Genomic DNA, 17,675 nt, shown 5'->3' with positions numbered 1-17,675 from the left:
TTTGAAACTCACGTTCGCCCTTGGCCTTCCCGTAGGGTAGGTGGGCAAAGTCTCGTGTAGTTAAGCCAACATGGTCTTTTCCAAAAAGGAGAGGCTAGCGCCAATGGGGAAACCCCATAAGCAATTGGCGTGTGGTTTCTAAGTGCCTACTCAAAATTGTTTGTAAACAAGGTTTTATAAGGTGAGGAATGAACTGTGAAACAGCTTCACGGTAATAGTTTTATTTTAGCTACTGCTGCTTTTGTATTTTTGGCAGCTCAACCAGTTTGGGCACAAATTAGTCAAGTTACTGATGTCAAGTTAAATCCCGTTAATGGTGGAATTAACGTCGCTTTGAAAACTTCTTCCGGATCGCGCGCCCAAGTTTTCACTACAAAAAGAGGCAAGGCTTTAGTTGCTGATGTTATCAACACTCAATTACGATTACCACAAGGTAATAGCTTTCGTCAAGATAACCCAGCACCAGGAATTGCCTCTGTTGAGGTTAGTCAGCTTGATGCTAATAGTGTTCGGGTGACGGTAACTGGGAGCAACGATGCACCTGGCAGTCAACCTGTGATGCGATCGCCAAATGGAATTACACTCAGCTTTAGCCCTTCAACAGGCACTACAGCATCAGCACCAACGCCAACAGCGCCAACAGCCCCAATATCCACATCCACAGCACCACCTGTTACAACTCCAGCCCAACCTGGTCAAAATCCAGGTGTTCTCATTCCTAACCCGCAAGTCACCATTGACGGACAACCTGCACAAGCTGCTGGCCCAGGTCAACCTCTGAGTCAGGCTCCACCCTTCTTACCTCGAGCCGTCGCCCCCCCAGTGGGAGATATTGCTATTTCGGCTACCGATGCTTCTCCTAGCACTGTTGACTTAGCAACTCAGGAACGTGTACCTCGTTTAGTACTGCGAGATGCCCCAGTACGTGAGGTTTTGTCACTGCTTGCTCGTGCTGCTGGTTTGAATCTGGCTTACGTAGGAAGTGAGCAAGGTGGTGGAGGTCAGCCTGGTGCCGGTGCTAATGCACCAGCAGTTTCTCAAACTATTTCTTTAGACATAGAAAACGAGCCAGTGCAAGATGTGTTTAACTACGTTTTGCGCTTGAGTGGTTTAGAAGCTAATCGCAGTGGTCGTACAGTTTTTGTCGGAGCCAAACTACCTAATGCGACCCGTGATATGGTTATGCGTAGTATGCGGCTCAATCAGGTTACGGTAGGAGTCGCCCTCAATTTTTTGGTTGGCTTAGGAGCAGAAAGTGCCGTCAGCCGCGAACGACAAATTACCAGTGTTAGTGCTGTAGCCGTGGGTAATGCGGCTGCTCCCATCACTCAAACTCAGACGACAACGGAAACTCAAATTCAACCTCTACGCGTTGATTTTAAAGACTCTAGTCCATTATTAAGAGGTTTACAGGCATTAGGAGACGAGCGCACCAATTCCCTGACCTTAATTGGCCCTCCTAGACTGATTGAGATTGCGATGGCTCAACTAACTCAGCTTGATATCCGCCGTCGTCAAGTGGTAGTCAACGTCAAGATTATTGATGTTAACCTCTCGAACATTCAGGACTACAACAGTAGCTTTTCTTTTGGGGTTGGTAACAACTACTTTAGCAATGATGGTGGTATTGCAACTCTAAATTTTGGCGGTGCTAGACCACCTACTAGTAGTGAAGTAAGAAGTAGCGTTACTAGTACACCAACAATTCTAGATCCAAGAGCTGCTTTGACTCCTGCATACAGGTTTACCAAATCTCTTCTCACTAGCTTGCAGGCTCAGGTTACAAATGGCAATGCCAAGATTTTGACCGACCCAACCTTAATTGTCCAAGAAGGTCAACAGGCTCTGGTCAATCTTACCCAAGAAGTAGTAGGAAATATAACCCTCCAAACAACAGATACTTCTGGTGGTTCTAGGACAGAAAGAACAATTGAGAAACAAAAAGTGGGCTTAACCTTGAACGTCAAAATTGAGCGGATTGACGATAATGGGTTCGTTTCTCTATCGGTTGCTCCTACTGTCAGCGCTCCTTCCGCCCCAGCAGATACAGGAAATGGACAAATTGTTTTAGTGTCTGAGCGCTCTCTTACTTCTGGCTTAATTCGCTTACGAGATGGTCAAACACTAGTCCTGAGTGGTATTATTCAAGACCAAGACCGGACAGCTGTCTCCAAAATTCCTATCTTAGGCGATCTTCCACTGATTGGTTCGCTATTTAGAAGTACAAACCGACAAAACCAGCGTCAAGAGGTGATTGTGTTACTTACACCTCAGATTATGGATGACTCTGAGAACTCCTCCTACGGCTATAACTACACTCCCAGCCCAGAAGTACGGCAAATCCTTGAGCGTCGAGGGTTGAAGGTTCCTGGCAGGTAATTAAAGATAATTAGTAGGTGAATCACCTCTGCTAAAGGCTCAGATCCCCGACTTCTTTAAGAAGTCGGGGATCTTCTTGTTCGCAAGTAGGATTAAATTTAAATACTACTCGTGCTTTTCGGGCTTGGGTGCAACAAAAAATTTCTGCTAAGGATTGACTCACTCCGGCATTTTTTTTATAAATTCTTTGTAAAAAATAAATAATCTCAAAGTATATGGAGACAGTTAAAGGCGTAACGGATGCACCAGAAAAAGTTGTTGCAGCGTAGTGTACCACCGTAGGCATCGCCCCACAAATGTTAAGAAACATGTGACTAATGGATAGCCTTCTAGGGGAAAAGCTTTAATTTTTCCTCTTCGCTACAAAAGAAGCTTGCTATGGGGTTAAATTTCGTATTGGATTTTCCATATCAGATAAAAAGTGAGCAAAATCTGCGATTTTTTAGAGAAATCGGGAATCTGAGCCTTCAATTTCCATAAAAATTGCTTAATCTCAGCAATAACTCTTCAACATCGGTAATGAATGCCAACAAACATTGACCATCTCTTCCCTGTTTTCTTGGCAATTGCGGGATTTACTAGGTATTTTTTCCTACTTTTGGGTTGATTTTTAGTGAAACAAGTACCCTAAAATTACAAAAAATCCTGAAATCTATATAAATTAATGGTTTCATCTATCCACATCAGGCTACTACACCTTAGAATGATTCATTGAAAAGTCGAGCCGATGGGATGTACAGCCGTTTTGAGAAAAAATACTCCCAAAGGATGATTTTTGTATTTCCACGAACAAAGATTTCAGTACGGATGTATTAATCTGCATCCGTACTTAAATCTCAAGTAAACCTTCAGGAGTTTGACATGAACAAAGGTGAATTAGTTGATGCCGTAGCTGAAAAGGCTAGTGTTACCAAAAAACAAGCGGATGCAGTTTTAACTGCTGCTTTGGAAACGATTATTGAAGCGGTTTCCTCTGGTGATAAGGTAACGTTGGTGGGATTTGGCTCATTTGAATCACGGGAACGTAAAGCCCGTGAAGGTCGCAACCCGAAAACAAATGAAAAAATGGAAATTCCAGCGACGAGAGTTCCTGCCTTCTCCGCAGGAAAACTGTTTAGAGAAAAGGTAGCACCCCCAAAAGCATAGGTTCTGTCTTCGGGAACCCTTTTTTAATGCGGCAACCTGCACACGGGGGAAATTTAGCCTGGGCAGCAGCACTGGCTGGCTGTCCCCCTGATGCTATTCTGGATTTTTCTGCTAGCATCAGCCCGTTGGGGCCTCCAAACAGCGCGATCGCTGCTATTAAGTCCCAAATTGGTAATATTAAGCACTATCCAGACCCAAACTATAGTGAACTGAGACTAGCTCTCAGTCACTTCCATAAATTGCCGTCAGAGTGGATTCTGCCGGGTAACGGCTCCGCAGAATTACTTACTTTAATCGGTAGGGAATTAGCTCAATTAGCCGCGACAATTTTAATCACTCCAGCCTTTGGCGATTACTACCGAACCTTGGCAGGGTACAACGCTAATGTGCTGGAGTGTCCCCTAATTAGTTATGAGCAACGAGTGCTAAGTGCTGAGTTACCAGTTTTACTCAGCACTCAGCACTTAGCACTCAGCACTCACTGTGGACTATTGCTGAATAATCCGCACAACCCAACCGGAAAACTATTTTCACGGGACTCTATTTTGCCCTACCTGGAGCAATTTACTTTGGTTGTGGTGGATGAAGCATTTATGGATTTTGTGCCGCCCAATGAGGAACAAAGCCTGATTCCGGTGGTGCAGGAATATCCGAATTTAGTAGTATTGCGATCGCTGACCAAATTTTACAGTCTCCCAGGACTACGATTGGGATATGCGATCGCACATCCTGACTGTTTAGCTAAATGGCAGCTATGGCGAGATCCTTGGCCTGTAAACACGCTAGCGGCAGCAGCGGCAATTGCGGCACTCCAGGATACGGAGTTTCAGCAGCAAACCTGGGCATGGCTACCACCTGCACGAAACCAACTGTTTCAGGGTTTAGCTGAAATCCCAGGATTGCAACCCCAAGCAAGTGCTGCTAACTTTTTACTGGTTGAGTCCCAAGAATCTACTTCCCAGTTACAGCAACAATTACTCAAGTATCACCAGATTTTAATCCGCGATTGCCTTAGTTTTAAAGAACTAGGCGATCGCTTTTTCCGGGTTGCTGTACGTCAAGAGTCCGATAACCAACGCTTACTAACAGCGCTAAACTCAGTGCTGAGTGGGGAGTGGAGAGTAGGGAAATAGGGGAAATGAGGTAATTTTCATTTTCACCCATACCCAATGCCCAATACCCAATGACAAATGACAAATGACAAATGACAAATGACTACGATGTTGTAATTATTGGTGGCAGTCTTGCTGGATACTATGCTGCACTTGCTGCAACCCAACTACGTGCTACAGTTGCCCTGGTACAAACCAAAGTAGACTACGGGTTTACTCATCACCATGCTCTGACCGAAATTGGTAAACTAGCGCAGAAGTTGAAGGATGCGGCTGGTTTTGGTATTCATGCCACACACACTGATACCTCAGAAGAATGCCAGATATCTATGGCATGGCAAGAAGCGATGCTGTATGCTCAATGCGTCGCTTCAAATCTCCAAGAACAGTATTCCCCAGCCATTCTAGCTGCACAGGGAGTCGATGCGATCGTTGGCAGTGGTCAGTTTCAATCTTCACCTCAGTTGGCTTTTGCCGTTAACAATCGCCTACTACGTGCCCGTACTTATTTGCTAGCCAGTGGTTCGCGTCCAGAAATTCCAGAGATTGAAGGATTACAAGCCACTGGCTATCTAACCCTTTCTAATATTTGGCAATCCTTCCAGGGAGCGACATTGCCTAAAAATTGGGTAATTATCGGTGGAATTCCCCAAAGTATTGAAATTGCTCAAACTTTAGCAAGGTTTGGTTGCAGTGTGACGCTGGTAGTCAAGCATCCTTATGTTCTTCCATATCTAGACCCTGAGATAGCCACATTGCTTCAGGCGCAGCTAGAAGTCGAAGGTGTGCGCGTACTCACCGAAAAACCAGTAACTCAGGTGAGGGTAATTGAAAATAAAAAGTGGATTCAAGCAGGAGATAAGGCCATTGAAACTGATGAAATTTTAGTGGCGACTGGCCAACAGCCGAATCTTGAATTTCTCAATTTGGCAACAGTAGGTGTGAAATGGCATCGGCGTAGCTTAGTAGTAAATGATAAACTGCAAACCACTAACCACCGCATTTATGCTTGTGGAGATGTAATTGGTGGTTACGACTTTGCCAATATTGCTAATTATGAAGCAAAAATTGCCCTGAACAATGCACTATTTTTCCCTAGATTACGAGTAAATTATTCCTCACTTCCTTGGGCAATATTTTCTGCGCCAATGCTGGCGCAAGTGGGTTTGACAGAGGCACAGGCAAAACGCCAATTTCGTCGAGATGAAGTTTTAGTTTTGCGACAGTATTTTAAAACAGTGGCCGCAGCCCAACTTCGGGATGAAACCACTGGTATGTGTAAATTAATTGTGCTACGCAATGGGGAAATTTTGGGAGCTTCGATATTAGGGCCAGAAGCTGGAGAATTAATTAATTTGATTGCCTTAGGAATATCACAAAAAATAAAAGTTAAACATATAGCAAATTTATCTCCTGCCTACCCCAGTTTCTCAGAAATTCTGGAACGAACTGCAAGAGAGTGGAGTAAGCAAAAGTTAAATACCAACATTCCTTTGCAAGAGTTTTTAGAAGGCTTCTTCCATTTCCGCCGCAATTGGAATTAGCACTTACGCACGCAGTTGTCACTATAATAACTTAAACAAGGTACTGATATAGGACTCCAATTTGATTTCTGAAAACATCTTGAGACTGAAAAGCCCATTTTATAATAAGGGTTTTATCTAAGGGACTTCCAACACAAAAAATATCCGATCTTGGTGTAGGTAGGGGAGCAGGGAGCAGGGGGCAGGGGGAGAAAGAAAAATACGCTCTGAGTAAATTGGATAATTTATTTTCTGGAAGTCCCTAAAATTTCGTTTAAAAATCAGATATGAGTCCTATATCATTACTGACTTCCACAAGGATACTGACTTTACAGTTCTCGCTGCCTTTGCCAATCTTGACAGCACCTCGATCGCAAACGCAACGTCATCAGAATTGGGGAGCATCCCTCAAAATTGAGCTTATTATTTTTGTTGAAGTGCAAATTTGAAATCTGTCAACTCTAATTCTCCTCCGGTTGTTGTTAATACTAAATTAATGCCTAAAACACTTTTTCCTGTAGATGTATAGTTAGTTGGAAGTATTTGCTTGGTCAAATCAAAATTTATAGTACTTTCATATCTTATTTGATATGGAGTTGGTTTGTCGCCAAGTAAAAATGATGTAATAGCTACTTGTGCTGGTGCTTTCTTGACTACACCTTTTACAGCTAAAGGCACGAGTCTAAATTGCTTTTGAGTATTAGAGGTATCAATTCTAATGATACATCTAGCCCTTGATGGTTGTGCCTTTACAGTTATAGGAGCGCGAAGCGTAAACTGATTTATTTGCGGATTGAAGCTTATATTACATCCCCTATTAACCGAAAATCGCGGCTGGGTGTTTACTGGAGTAGCAGTGCTAGATGAATTGGCATCATAACAGAAGAAAAACAAGCACATTAATATGAAAAAATTACGTGCATCAGTCAATCTCAACATAACTTCCTCTCCATCAACAGAAATTTGTAATTTTAAAGAAGAATACATTCGGTAGATTCAATGAGTGGGGGATTTAGACTCACCACTCATTGAAGACCACCAAATTTGGAATTTGGTATGGTGTATTACCATTTATCCACAGAATCGCTAAAAGCAACTACTAGCAACGCTTTAGGTCAAAAGAAAGTATCACATCCCCAGCATTGATATCGGCTGTATCAACGAAAATAGAACTTCCTGCTGAGGATTGTGCAGTCAGATTAATACCTAATAATCCTTGTCCACCACCACTACATAAACCTGTAGCAGCTAGAACAGTAATCTCATCTTGCTCCGCAAATGCTTTACTAGATGTAAACTTGCTAGTTTTAGGGGGAGCTACAGCTTGACCAAGAGCACCACCACTAAAGCTATAAGTTCTGCTTAAGCTGGTACCTTTACTCTTGGTATTAATATCAGTAGTTCCTTGGTACAGTACTTGTACATTTTGGACGATGAAACCACTTGGAATAAAACTTTGAACGCGTAAAATACACTTTTGACGCTGACCATTGAATGCACTAAAGTTATCCAAGATCAGCGATAAGGTTCTACCATCCTCTCCAACAAGCTGATCGGCAACCTTACATCCACCAGACCCAATTGCATCTCCAAAAGTAATACTAGGCTCATCAGCCAAAACCTTGGTCGCGATCGCGTTGAGTCCAAGAATTGTAGATATAGACAGTAATACACCAAATTGTTTAAAGTTCATATTGATTGTACCTATGTTGCTAGAGTTGTTTTTTGATGAAAAATGCATTTAGAAGCTAGAAGGTACGAGGTATGAAGGCATTTTTGCTTTAATCCCACGCTTAAAAGCATGAGATTGAAGCAAGAATGCTTTATGTCTGGTGTTACATATCTCGACACAATTTTGTTTTAGTAATGGACAATCACCTACTACTAAAGTTTTAATTGATACTTACAGGCTTCTGCCTTTTTCAATTGTGGGAAATCCTTTCAAGTATGCTTTGACAATTTCTGCTCAATCAGAAAATGAAGCATAACTGTGTATCGCTGGAGTTAATAGGAATAAGATGGAAGTCAGGTTACAAGATGTATTCTTGCTGTATGTCCATGTGGCCAAGATCATATAGTTGTCTCGATCAGAAAATATGTGTTCTCGATCACAAACATATTGTGTTTCTGAACACTGCCAACTTCAAAATAGTAGTATTGTAGTATGAAGTAGCAGTACTCCAAAGTTAGGTGCTCAAAATAAGGGGTATAAATCGCCGAATTAATAGTGCGATACCGATAGCGCAGCCTTAGTGAGGCGTCGAGCGTCACAGCCTGCTGCAGATATCGCAGTGAAATAGCTATTTTTATTGAGAATCTATATTATAAGTGGCTGAAATTCTAGTTTTAGACTGAGAACGAGGTAATTGGAAGTGCCTTAAAAACACTGCATAAAAATCCAAACTACTCCCGCTGCTGTTAGAGGTACGCTGAGGTTATCTGTGCCGTGGGGCGAGACTGCCTCTGCGAGGGTTGCAAAAGTAGCAGTTACCACTGCCGTCAACAATGCCCATCCGAAACTTAAAGGCTTTGCTAGGGGACTTAGCAAAGAACCAGGTAGCAATAACAGCACCAAGAAAATCACTACTGTACTCGTTATAAACATTGCTGCTGAACCTTCCCAGGAACGCACAGAACTTCCAACTTGGTATTTATGCTGCCCAAAACGTTTACCGATTAATGCTGCTAGTGCGTCACCCCAGGTCATCGCCATTATCCCAGCGACAGCGATCGCAACGCTATCTACTGGCCCATCTGGTCGCCACAGTAACCCGAACAGCAGTGTCACTGAGATAGCGAAATAAACCGTACCGGGTGAGCTATCCTGGGTATCCATTGCGCCGATGATTCGGTAGCGGTAAAATAAGTAGTTCAGTCCGATAAAGGTAGCAAAAGGTATAATTCCGATTTCCCAATTCTTAAACAGTAGCAGGACTCCGAAAGTCCACATCCCTGCACCAATATGGATTACTTTGCGGGTCAAATCCGGCTTTACACCTAATAGCCTACGTAGTCCCTCGCCAATCACGAGCAGACTGATAGCGTAAACATACGAAATTGCTAGTCCGATAAAGTGATTTGTCATTTGTCACTTGTACTGAGCGAAGTCGAAGTATTTGTCATTTGTCATTGGGCATTGAGTATTTATCTATTGTTATTCCCCTTCATCTCCCGGTTGGTGAGCGTAGTCGAACCACATCCCCCTGCTCCCTGCGCCCTTTGCCCCCCTGCTTCTTCATTTGGGTCGATCGCTATTTCGTCTAAAGTTCTTTTCTACTGACGAAACGCTACCAATACCTTGAAGAATACCACGACCGATTAAACCTAAACCCCGACCAACTATTTGGGTAAGGATAAAAACTATACCGCTACCTAAAAAAGCTAATAGTGATTTTAAACGCGGTGCGATCGCATCACTAAATTCTAGGAGCAATGTCACTACTAAGGGAATATTAGAAAGTTTTACTAACTCCTGATTTCGAGGGGCATAAACTGAAGTATTGGCAATGCCACGAGGCGCAATTACAAATAGCTCATAGCGACTTTCAAAAACTGCTTTTGGCTCGTTTATATAATTTTTTAATCTATATTTCCACGACAAATCATTTCTAAATCGTTCAATTTCTCTTGTAGAAATCAATTGGCGTCCATAAAAATTTTGCTTAATCTCTTCTACATCTGCTAAATAATTTAACAGTGGTTGCACTACTCCATTCGCTACCTGAATCAATAGGTTTTCTAAAATCATTAATGCTTGAGATTTAGCTTCGGCGCTCACTACTGGATAGGAGGTATTATCAATGTTCAATTCTGTTTGAAATAAAAGATAAGAATAAAGTTCACAAACTAGCGGAATTTGATTGAGAATCTCTCTCTGTAGAACCTCTGTATTTTTCAGCAATAAATTAACAATTTCTATATTTTGATTAACTATTTTAATCCGAGAAAATTTTCCAAAAAAATCTGTAATTGCTGCTTGCCATAAATCACACAATAAAGTATTTTTTAGTTCATATAATTGATTTATCTCTATTTGAGAAGTACGCAGTTCATCCAACTGTTCAGCTATTTTTTGTAGGATTAGATAAAGTAATTCCCGTTTTTTATCTTCACGAAAGATATCAATTTCTAAAGGTATATCTGTGACATTTCGTAAAGAAAATTGAAGTTTAGTAGTACAAGATGTAAACAAGGCAGATTGTAGGGTTCCCGGACTCAGTAAGGGTGATACAGTTTGCCTTTGCTGAATCACACCACTTAATAAAGGAGTCAAAGGTGGCTCATCAGCAAGCGGAATCTGTTCCTCTTGCCTTTCTTGTGATGAAACCAACAACCGATTTAGCAACCAACGAGCCGCTAGCAGTTCTCGCCGCTGTCCAGCTAGAATGGCTCGATCTAGTACTGGTAGTCCAGGAGTTTGTAATTGTGCTGTTACTGCGGCTAGGGTAGCATGAATGTTAGCGATTCCTGACAAACGTAAATTATTTCGCAGTTTAAAAAAGGGCTGTGAAGAGTGGGGAGTAGAGACGCGATTAATCGCGTCTGTACAGGAAGGAGTTATTACTGCTTCTGTGTCCTGAAACCAGTAAGAACCACCATCAGCAACTTCTTGGATGGCGGCGACTAACTCAGGAAGTGGTGTACCTTTTGGGGAGTAGCCATTGATACCAACAGATTTCGCAGCTAATAGCAGTCCTTGTTCTTGAATAGAACTGAGGAGCAGGATTGGTAGGTTAGGATATAAGGCTTTGAGTTGCCGACAGAATTGTAAACCTAGCTGTTGACTGGTGGTAGAGCGACCATTGCCAAATTCTAAAACTACCAGATTTACCTGGTTAGGGTCTTTTTCGGCAATTTCTGCTAGAATCTGCAAGGCAATGGTATCAGTTTCTACTGCGATCGCTTCTAGGTTAGGAATCGCTTCTAGGGCTATCCGTAATCCCAGACGAAAAATCGGGTCTTGGTCGATTAACAATAATTTTAAAGGGCGATCGCTCATAGTCCACTCAATTAGATCGGCACTGTTTTTTACCAATCAGAAAACAACTTTGATATAAAACTTTGTCTTCCCCATTGTCACCTGTTTTCGCAAACTGATAAATCGATCGTAATTGCCATAAACAGCTTTCACTGTGTGATTAAATGAACCTGAGTATTCGGCACTGGTTGGCAGAACGCCATATCGCAATCAATCAAATCAGAGAGTTTTCTGAGGGGCAATTGGCAGGTATTGCCTACCGTATTGTTCAGGATATGGAACTCAAAAGCCTGATGCCTTTTGATCTCTGTACCTTGGTAGAGGTTTTAGAACTACCCTTAAGTATTGTTTGGGAAGAAATCAGTATCATTTCCCTGTTGACAGAAAAACTGTTGCGTAGTCTCAGCCAAAAAAAACCGTTAAAACGTAACGAAGGAACGTGGCTAGCGTTTCAAATTGCCTATCTTCAAGCTTTGCAAGCAATTCTAGAGCAGGAAGCAAGCTTACAAAAACCGTGGTTAGACCGGGCAATTATACCCATACAAGCACACATACTTAAAGAGGACGTGGGTAAATTCATCCTCCAAGATCCGCAACTACAAGGATTACTGAAAACTCTCAGTCCAGGTAAATTGACTGATACTCAAGCTGAACAAGCACTGTCTTCGGTTACAGATTCATTGCTAGTGCAACAAATAAATAATGCTGCGATCGCTTGGTTAATTGCCAATGGTGCAGAGGAACCGGAAGCGAAACTTTTAACGCAGCGTTTAATCAACTCACTTCCTGGTGACATATTAGTAGTTGTCACCGAGAATGCTGCACCTTTAGCCCAACTACAAAAATTTTTCCGTTTGGGGATTTCATTATCTCCCAGTTTCATCAGTCCAGAAGTTGGTTCTACAGTCAGTGAAAAAATTGATTTGCACCGAGAACATTACCGTGCAAGTTTGATTAAAAATCTCAGTATCCCTTTGCTAATGGAATCCTTTGCGCTTAAGGATATCTATGTGCCACAAAAAGGCTTACCAATAGAAGAAAATATTTCTGAGCAAGATAAAAAAGTTGGTTTACCAGTTGATTTAAAAACATGGGCGCAGCAACAGTTAACTGATTTAGAAACGATCGCTGTCATTGAGTCAGAACCGGGTTATGGAAAAACTAGTTTTTGCCAACTTTGGGCAGCACAGGTAGCACAGGAATTGTACCCTACTTGGATACCTATAGTAATTAGGTTGCGAGATGTAAAATATGGTAAAACTTTAATCGAAACTCTAAATTCTGCCTTTGCTGTTAATCTTTCAACTTGGTTAGAGCAAGAAAATCTCCCTTGTCTGTTGCTGCTGGATGGTTTGGATGAATTGCCCCATTCTGCTCAGGGTATCAGGGCACAAGCAATTTTTATTCAACAATTACTGAACCTTCAATCTCAGCACCGCCACAAAATTGTGTTGACAAGTCGCTCAACGACTTTACCAGAAATCGTCTCGGAACTACCGCTATTGTTGAAGCGAATTATTATTCAGCCATTGGATGTAGACGAATTTAAGCAATGGTTTCAACAGTGGGCAAAAGTGCAATCATTACCGATTGCTCAAAATTTCTTTACATTATTAAAACAGGCAGGGTTATTTGCTAACCAATCAAAGTTAAGCGAATTATCTCCCCTTATCCGTCAACCCTTAATGCTGCATTTGTTGGGCCTCTTGCACCGCGAGGGATTGCTAGATGATGAACTATTGCAGTTAGCAGCTAATACCCAAAAGTCTTTTCTATTATGGGAAATTCATCATCGTCTGAGTCGATGGTTGTTGGGTTATCCGCTAATTGGTGGGATCAAGACGATGTTACTGCGTTCGGGTACGGCTCATATTCATCGGACTCCAGAAGCGATCGCTAATTTACTCGCTAATCGTCATCCCCAAGATTTACTCGAGCAGATGCAAGCGATCGCTCTCAAAATTTTACACTCGCAACGTCATCAAATTAATCTAGCTGGTGAATTTAATACTTTACCAGGGTTTTATTTTAAAATTTGGGATGTAGAAAGCTCAGGCGAAAGCGCAGCAAAAAGTAGTTTAATTGAGTTTTCGCATCTCAAGTTAGGAGAATCTCTTTGTGCAGATGCTGTTGCTGCCCAACTTAAACTTCTGACTCAGTACCAAGATGAGGCTTATGGCACGCCCACTTTTGTACTCGATCCCAGTAGCGTAGCCCAGAATATTTATAATTTACTAGGTTACGGGATACTTAGCCAAGAAATTGAAGAACTAGCGATCGCCGGATTGCGTCGCCAGCAAAAACACAAATTTTCGTTTGAAGTTTTGTTTCAACGTCTTTTATCTTTCTGGCGTGCTTACTGTCAAGGACGTTGGTTAGATGAGGGGATAGCCCACAACGCTTTGACTAATTTTCATGCACTGCAAAACCCTGTGAATGTCGAACAGGTAAATGCTGCGGTGGGACTGAATGTATTTTTATTGCTTTGTGCTTGCTACCGAGAAACAAAAGTTCCATTTTGGCCTTGTGGGAATCCAGTCAATTTAACAGAATTCAACCCAGAAGTGCTGAGTGTGCTAATTGCTAGGACAATGGTTTTGCATAAAAGCGCTTTTGCAACCCGAATCAAGTCTCTGTCTGGACTCAATTTATCGGGAGCCTCTTTATCGCAAGTGATGTTAACCGGGGTAAATCTTGAGCAAACAAATTTATCTAATGCGGAGTTAACAGGTGCGAATTTGGTTGGAGCCAATTTGCAACAGGCGAACCTCGCAGGCGCGAACTTACAACACGCAAATCTCGCAGGAGCGAATCTACAACAGGCAAATCTCACAGGTGCAAACCTGCAACAGGCAAACCTGATCGCGACAAATCTTAATTCTGCCGATTTCACCAACACCTGCTTATTTGAGGCCATCCTTGCTGCGAGTGACAAAAAATTGGCCGCTGATAATGGAGCCTTGTTCTCTAAAGAGTTGTTTCAAAAACTGAAATATTTGCGATCGCAGCAGCCCTTTTTAAACACTGTAAAAATCACGCCAAACACAAACCTTAACTGGAACAAAACCCCTGCGGTTGGACTAATTGAAAGCTGTGAAGGCGCAATTTTGTCAGTAGATTTAGATGATGATGTCGATGATGAGACAGTTTTTGGTAATTAATTTGATTGGGCATTGGGTATGGGGCATTAGGCATGGGGCATTAGGCATGGGGCATTGGGCATGGATAAGAGACAAGGTAGACAATGAAGAGGGGGGAGACTTGTTCAATAATTCCCCGCTGTCTCCCTTGCCTTCCTTTTCTCCCTTGTCTCCCTTGTCTCCCTTGTCTCCCCTGCTCCCCTGCTCCCTTGCTCCCTTGCTCCCCAACCCCAACCCCTACCCCTCCTCCGGATTGCGGTAGCCAAAAAAGTTAATACTGTAGTCAGTAATCCGCACTCCTGTTTCTTCTTCAATTTTGCGGATCAAATCTTCTGGTAGTTCCACATGAACATCAAGAATTTGATTTGTATCCACACAGTTTATGTGACTGTGAGAGTCGCTAATGTTGCCGTACAAACGCCCATCACAGCGTTCAATACACTCAATGATTCCTTGACTGGATAATGCTTCTAAATTTTGATAAACAGAGGTATGACCGATCTCTTTGCCTTGTTGGTTCAAGCGATCGTAAATCTCTCTTGCAGCAAGATGTTCATTCGCTTGCCAAAGTAATTCCAGAATAAAGCGACGTTGACGACTAACGCGCATACCCAGGATTTGACAGCGCTCAAGTGCATCTTCTAAGGAACGAATTGGTCTTGTAGTAATTGTTTGTTTTTGCATATTACAGCTTGTTAACTGTTGGGAGAATTTTCCCGTCTAAATGTTTATTGGTTATTTAATATAGGACTCGTATTTGATTGCGTGAAAAAAACTCAGTACACATTTATTCCTTCTTCCTATTCCCTATTCCCTATTCCGTGTTCCCTCCCTACGCAAATAATTTCTCCAAATCAAAGCGGATTCCTATATATGCAATGATATTGCGCACCGCTGTCTCACCTGTACTTATGTTTTGGCTTTTGATGCTGTGAAAGTGACAGGTGGCGATTATGATTTTTTTTGCTTGTTGACGGCTACTTTGTCAGACCTTCATCTAAAACAAACTCATTACAACTTTAACTTAAAATTACTGTAAATGTCCACCTTGGGGCAGGGCTTACCCAAGTAGACTAATTCTAATGGCATACCATATTAATAGTGTAGTAATTCTTTAGTTATATATTAAGTAATTATCTCAATGACAAAAGTAATATTTGATTTTAGTAAACATCGGTGAAGTGAGTCGCGTAGGCGAGCATTTACCGCAGCCATCGCTAGTGGCTCATATCAAGGCTATTAATGGATGTATATTTGTGATAATCAACGAAAATTAAGCAAAAGTATCAAATAAATTTGAGCAAGGTCAGACTTGTGTTTAAACCTTATATGAGTTGACGAAATTATTAGCAAAAAGTATCAGTAAATACTAATTGATTTATGAAAAAGACTTTGTGCGATCCAAAGTCAATGTAGCGTCAATCCCTGAAAGCTGCTACTGTATATTCTCGATCCTACAGTTGAGCATCAAGAAGGTGGCTGCTAAATCAATGACAATTGCGATCGCACTCAATAATGACTTTATTAACAATCTGGATCTGTCCCCTGCATCAGGGGTGATTGAAAAAATGCTGCAAGATGGGGTTGCATCCCACGAACAGCAGCTACGCTTTGATGTCAATTACGACCTCCAGCTTGGCGACCCACGGGAACTCTCAGAAATTCCAGAGGTGCGTCTGTGGTTTGTGCGTCTAGATGCCAAATATCCCTGGTTGCCATTTTTACTAGATTGGAAAGCTGGGGAATTTGCCCGTTATGCCGCCATGCTTGTACCACACCAGTTCAGTTCTCAAGAAGGTATTCAGTATAATCCCGAAGCCTTAGAGATATTTTTGATGCACAAAATCTTTATTTTAGGTGATTGGCTCAAACAACAAAACATACCCAGCCTCTCGCGCTTAAAGTCTATGGCGCAAATTCTAGGCTATGAATTAGATGATGCTTTTTTTGAAATATTTTAAATAGCTAATAGGTGATGGAAGAATTTTGAGAAAATTTTCTTCGTTTGAGTGGACTGTGTGAGGTTATTCTTCTTAGATTGCAATATTGTTCAGTTAAGCCCTAAATCCTCTGTAGAGAAGCGTTAGCGCCTCGACACAAAGGATAATTTTGGGTCTCTATTTGCCGAAATCAATACTAAAAACTTAACTGAATCGTATTAATGCATACTATATTTTGCGATATTTAAAACATCCTCTAAGGATGAAATTTTTATCTATCTAAAAAGATATTTTTTAAATTAACCATAGCAAATATGCTGAGAATAGAAACCTGTTTCTTATATAGTAAGAAATCAGGTTTTATTTTATACTGTTTGATTAAAACGTTTTCAGTAGTTCGCAAGATCCTGAAAGAGCAATTTTGTAATCAAACAAGCTTGATAAAATGAGGGTTTGAGAATGACAAATTTAGTACCTGAGCGTGCAACATCTGAAGAAGAACGTTTCCAAGATGACTATTATTCTTACTTTGAATCCCCGGAAAATGTCACTCGATACACACCGACAGGTGGTTTTTTAAGTAACGCTTTTCCTGAAAAATCATTCTCTTTATTAGATTTAGGATGCGGTAATGGGGCTTTAAGCAAATATCTTCCGGCTCGATGTGACTATCTAGGAGTCGATCACAGTGAATTAGCTATTGAAAAATGTATAAAAACTTACCCAAATAGGAATTTTATTACCAAAGATTTATCGCTTTTCCTGTCTGAACTTGTTGAAGATAATCAAAAATTTGATGCAGTCGTGCTAGCGGGTTTGTTATTTCACAGCATTAACAAAGATACCCAAGAAAAAAAAGACGATCAAGAAATTATTCAATTTTGCTTGAATAAAATACTAAACGACAAAGGATATCTTGTTCTGATAGTACCTTTTTGCTACGGCGATCATCCATCTCACACTTTGTTTGTTCGAGCAGAGTGGCTACAAAAATCAATAGAGAAAATGCTAGAAATTGCTAATGCAAAAATTGTTCACGAGAATATATCTCTACAAATTGGTTTGGAAAAGAGGGTTCGAGAGCAGAAAGCGACTCCTGATTGGTTTGTTTCCAATAGTAATGCTGATTATCCCAGTATATTTGTGGGAACATATATGGCAAGCTGGACATTTATTGCTTGCCTCTAATTAATACCATTTTGGATTTTAGATGAGGAATTTGACCTGTAGAGATGCGAAATTGTACTTTATCTTGCTGAGTTAACGCATCTCTAAAGATTTTGCATTTAACTGTTATAAAGACGCGAGAAATCGCCGTCTCTACAGGAAATTTACCGGTCAATTAGTTCTTGACATACTACTAGAATAGATAAATTTATCTAAATAAAAACTGAAAGCCGTTCCCAACTTGTGACAACGGCTGAGTGATAAATTATAGAGCTTTTCATTTGTATGCA

At 41.3% G+C, this 17,675-nt stretch carries 13 protein-coding genes; 7 read left to right on the top strand and 6 right to left on the bottom strand.

Annotated elements, in window-relative coordinates; all coding sequences use genetic code 11:
• Positions 1 to 195: 195 nt before the first annotated feature.
• Positions 196 to 2,379, top strand: a complete 2,184-nt coding sequence (locus tag ACR5KR_RS25750; protein ID WP_448268484.1) for an AMIN domain-containing protein — start codon at positions 196 to 198, stop codon at positions 2,377 to 2,379.
• Between the two features lie 31 nt (positions 2,380 to 2,410).
• On the opposite strand, the gene ACR5KR_RS25745 is transcribed toward ACR5KR_RS25750, so the two are convergent.
• Positions 2,411 to 2,689 carry a hypothetical protein gene (locus tag ACR5KR_RS25745; RefSeq protein WP_448268483.1) on the bottom strand — a complete coding sequence of 93 codons (279 nt, stop codon included), beginning with the start codon at positions 2,687 to 2,689 and terminating at the stop codon, positions 2,411 to 2,413.
• A gap of 551 nt (positions 2,690 to 3,240) precedes the next feature.
• Between ACR5KR_RS25745 and ACR5KR_RS25740 the strand changes: the two genes are divergently transcribed.
• From ACR5KR_RS25740 to ACR5KR_RS25730, 3 genes are all read left to right on the top strand, one after another.
• Positions 3,241 to 3,525, top strand: a complete 285-nt coding sequence (locus tag ACR5KR_RS25740; protein WP_010998076.1) for an HU family DNA-binding protein — start codon at positions 3,241 to 3,243, stop codon at positions 3,523 to 3,525.
• Between the two features lie 26 nt (positions 3,526 to 3,551).
• The gene (cobD, locus tag ACR5KR_RS25735; protein ID WP_448268482.1) at positions 3,552 to 4,658 is read left to right on the top strand and encodes a threonine-phosphate decarboxylase CobD; all 1,107 of its coding nucleotides are present in this window, start codon (positions 3,552 to 3,554) and stop codon (positions 4,656 to 4,658) included.
• A gap of 71 nt (positions 4,659 to 4,729) precedes the next feature.
• Positions 4,730 to 6,181, top strand: a complete 1,452-nt coding sequence (locus ACR5KR_RS25730; RefSeq protein ID WP_445629910.1) for a dihydrolipoyl dehydrogenase family protein — start codon at positions 4,730 to 4,732, stop codon at positions 6,179 to 6,181.
• Positions 6,182 to 6,583: 402 nt separating this feature from the next.
• On the opposite strand, the gene ACR5KR_RS25725 is transcribed toward ACR5KR_RS25730, so the two are convergent.
• The 4 genes from ACR5KR_RS25725 to ACR5KR_RS25710 all read right to left on the bottom strand — a co-directional run bounded on the left by ACR5KR_RS25725 (position 6,584) and on the right by ACR5KR_RS25710 (position 11,159).
• Positions 6,584 to 7,147: a hypothetical protein gene (locus tag ACR5KR_RS25725; protein WP_448268481.1), complete on the bottom strand. Its 564-nt coding sequence runs from the start codon at positions 7,145 to 7,147 to the stop codon at positions 6,584 to 6,586.
• Positions 7,148 to 7,259: 112 nt separating this feature from the next.
• Positions 7,260 to 7,853 (bottom strand): DUF4360 domain-containing protein, encoded by a 594-nt coding sequence (locus ACR5KR_RS25720; RefSeq protein ID WP_448268480.1) that lies wholly within the window; start codon positions 7,851 to 7,853, stop codon positions 7,260 to 7,262.
• A gap of 684 nt (positions 7,854 to 8,537) precedes the next feature.
• Positions 8,538 to 9,245: a diacylglycerol/polyprenol kinase family protein gene (locus tag ACR5KR_RS25715; protein ID WP_448268479.1), complete on the bottom strand. Its 708-nt coding sequence runs from the start codon at positions 9,243 to 9,245 to the stop codon at positions 8,538 to 8,540.
• A gap of 150 nt (positions 9,246 to 9,395) precedes the next feature.
• Positions 9,396 to 11,159 carry a DUF3685 domain-containing protein gene (locus ACR5KR_RS25710; RefSeq protein WP_448270334.1) on the bottom strand — a complete coding sequence of 588 codons (1,764 nt, stop codon included), beginning with the start codon at positions 11,157 to 11,159 and terminating at the stop codon, positions 9,396 to 9,398.
• 143 nt (positions 11,160 to 11,302) lie between these two features.
• On the opposite strand from ACR5KR_RS25710, the gene ACR5KR_RS25705 reads away from it, so the two are divergent.
• Positions 11,303 to 14,299, top strand: coding sequence for a pentapeptide repeat-containing protein (locus ACR5KR_RS25705; RefSeq protein ID WP_448268478.1), 2,997 nt, complete (start codon positions 11,303 to 11,305; stop codon positions 14,297 to 14,299).
• A 216-nt stretch (positions 14,300 to 14,515) separates the two neighbouring features.
• Here ACR5KR_RS25705 and ACR5KR_RS25700 read toward each other — a convergent pair whose 3' ends face one another.
• Positions 14,516 to 14,962: a Fur family transcriptional regulator gene (locus tag ACR5KR_RS25700; protein WP_322710661.1), complete on the bottom strand. Its 447-nt coding sequence runs from the start codon at positions 14,960 to 14,962 to the stop codon at positions 14,516 to 14,518.
• 806 nt (positions 14,963 to 15,768) lie between these two features.
• Here ACR5KR_RS25700 and ACR5KR_RS25695 point away from each other — a divergent pair.
• On the top strand, positions 15,769 to 16,239 hold the full coding sequence (locus tag ACR5KR_RS25695) for a CRR6 family NdhI maturation factor (RefSeq protein WP_445632023.1): 471 nt from the start codon (positions 15,769 to 15,771) through the stop codon (positions 16,237 to 16,239).
• Between the two features lie 438 nt (positions 16,240 to 16,677).
• Positions 16,678 to 17,406, top strand: a complete 729-nt coding sequence (locus ACR5KR_RS25690) for a class I SAM-dependent methyltransferase (RefSeq protein WP_448268477.1) — start codon at positions 16,678 to 16,680, stop codon at positions 17,404 to 17,406.
• Positions 17,407 to 17,675: the final 269 nt, after the last annotated feature.

Source organism: Nostoc sp. DSM 114159, from assembly GCF_053470285.1.
This window is presented reverse-complemented; position numbering and strand designations above follow the sequence as displayed.

What these genes read in the sequence shown, in the direction of transcription:
- ACR5KR_RS25745 (WP_448268483.1), bottom strand. Translation starts at nt 2,689, where the DNA reads ATGTTTCTTAACATTTGTGGGGCGATGCCTACGGTGGTACACTACGCT.
- ACR5KR_RS25740 (WP_010998076.1), top strand. Translation starts at nt 3,241, where the DNA reads ATGAACAAAGGTGAATTAGTTGATGCCGTAGCTGAAAAGGCTAGTGTT.
- cobD (WP_448268482.1), top strand. Translation starts at nt 3,552, where the DNA reads ATGCGGCAACCTGCACACGGGGGAAATTTAGCCTGGGCAGCAGCACTG.
- ACR5KR_RS25730 (WP_445629910.1), top strand. Translation starts at nt 4,730, where the DNA reads ATGACAAATGACTACGATGTTGTAATTATTGGTGGCAGTCTTGCTGGA.
- ACR5KR_RS25725 (WP_448268481.1), bottom strand. Translation starts at nt 7,147, where the DNA reads ATGTATTCTTCTTTAAAATTACAAATTTCTGTTGATGGAGAGGAAGTT.
- ACR5KR_RS25720 (WP_448268480.1), bottom strand. Translation starts at nt 7,853, where the DNA reads ATGAACTTTAAACAATTTGGTGTATTACTGTCTATATCTACAATTCTT.
- ACR5KR_RS25715 (WP_448268479.1), bottom strand. Translation starts at nt 9,245, where the DNA reads ATGACAAATCACTTTATCGGACTAGCAATTTCGTATGTTTACGCTATC.
- ACR5KR_RS25710 (WP_448270334.1), bottom strand. Translation starts at nt 11,159, where the DNA reads ATGAGCGATCGCCCTTTAAAATTATTGTTAATCGACCAAGACCCGATT.
- ACR5KR_RS25705 (WP_448268478.1), top strand. Translation starts at nt 11,303, where the DNA reads ATGAACCTGAGTATTCGGCACTGGTTGGCAGAACGCCATATCGCAATC.
- ACR5KR_RS25700 (WP_322710661.1), bottom strand. Translation starts at nt 14,962, where the DNA reads ATGCAAAAACAAACAATTACTACAAGACCAATTCGTTCCTTAGAAGAT.
- ACR5KR_RS25695 (WP_445632023.1), top strand. Translation starts at nt 15,769, where the DNA reads ATGACAATTGCGATCGCACTCAATAATGACTTTATTAACAATCTGGAT.
- ACR5KR_RS25690 (WP_448268477.1), top strand. Translation starts at nt 16,678, where the DNA reads ATGACAAATTTAGTACCTGAGCGTGCAACATCTGAAGAAGAACGTTTC.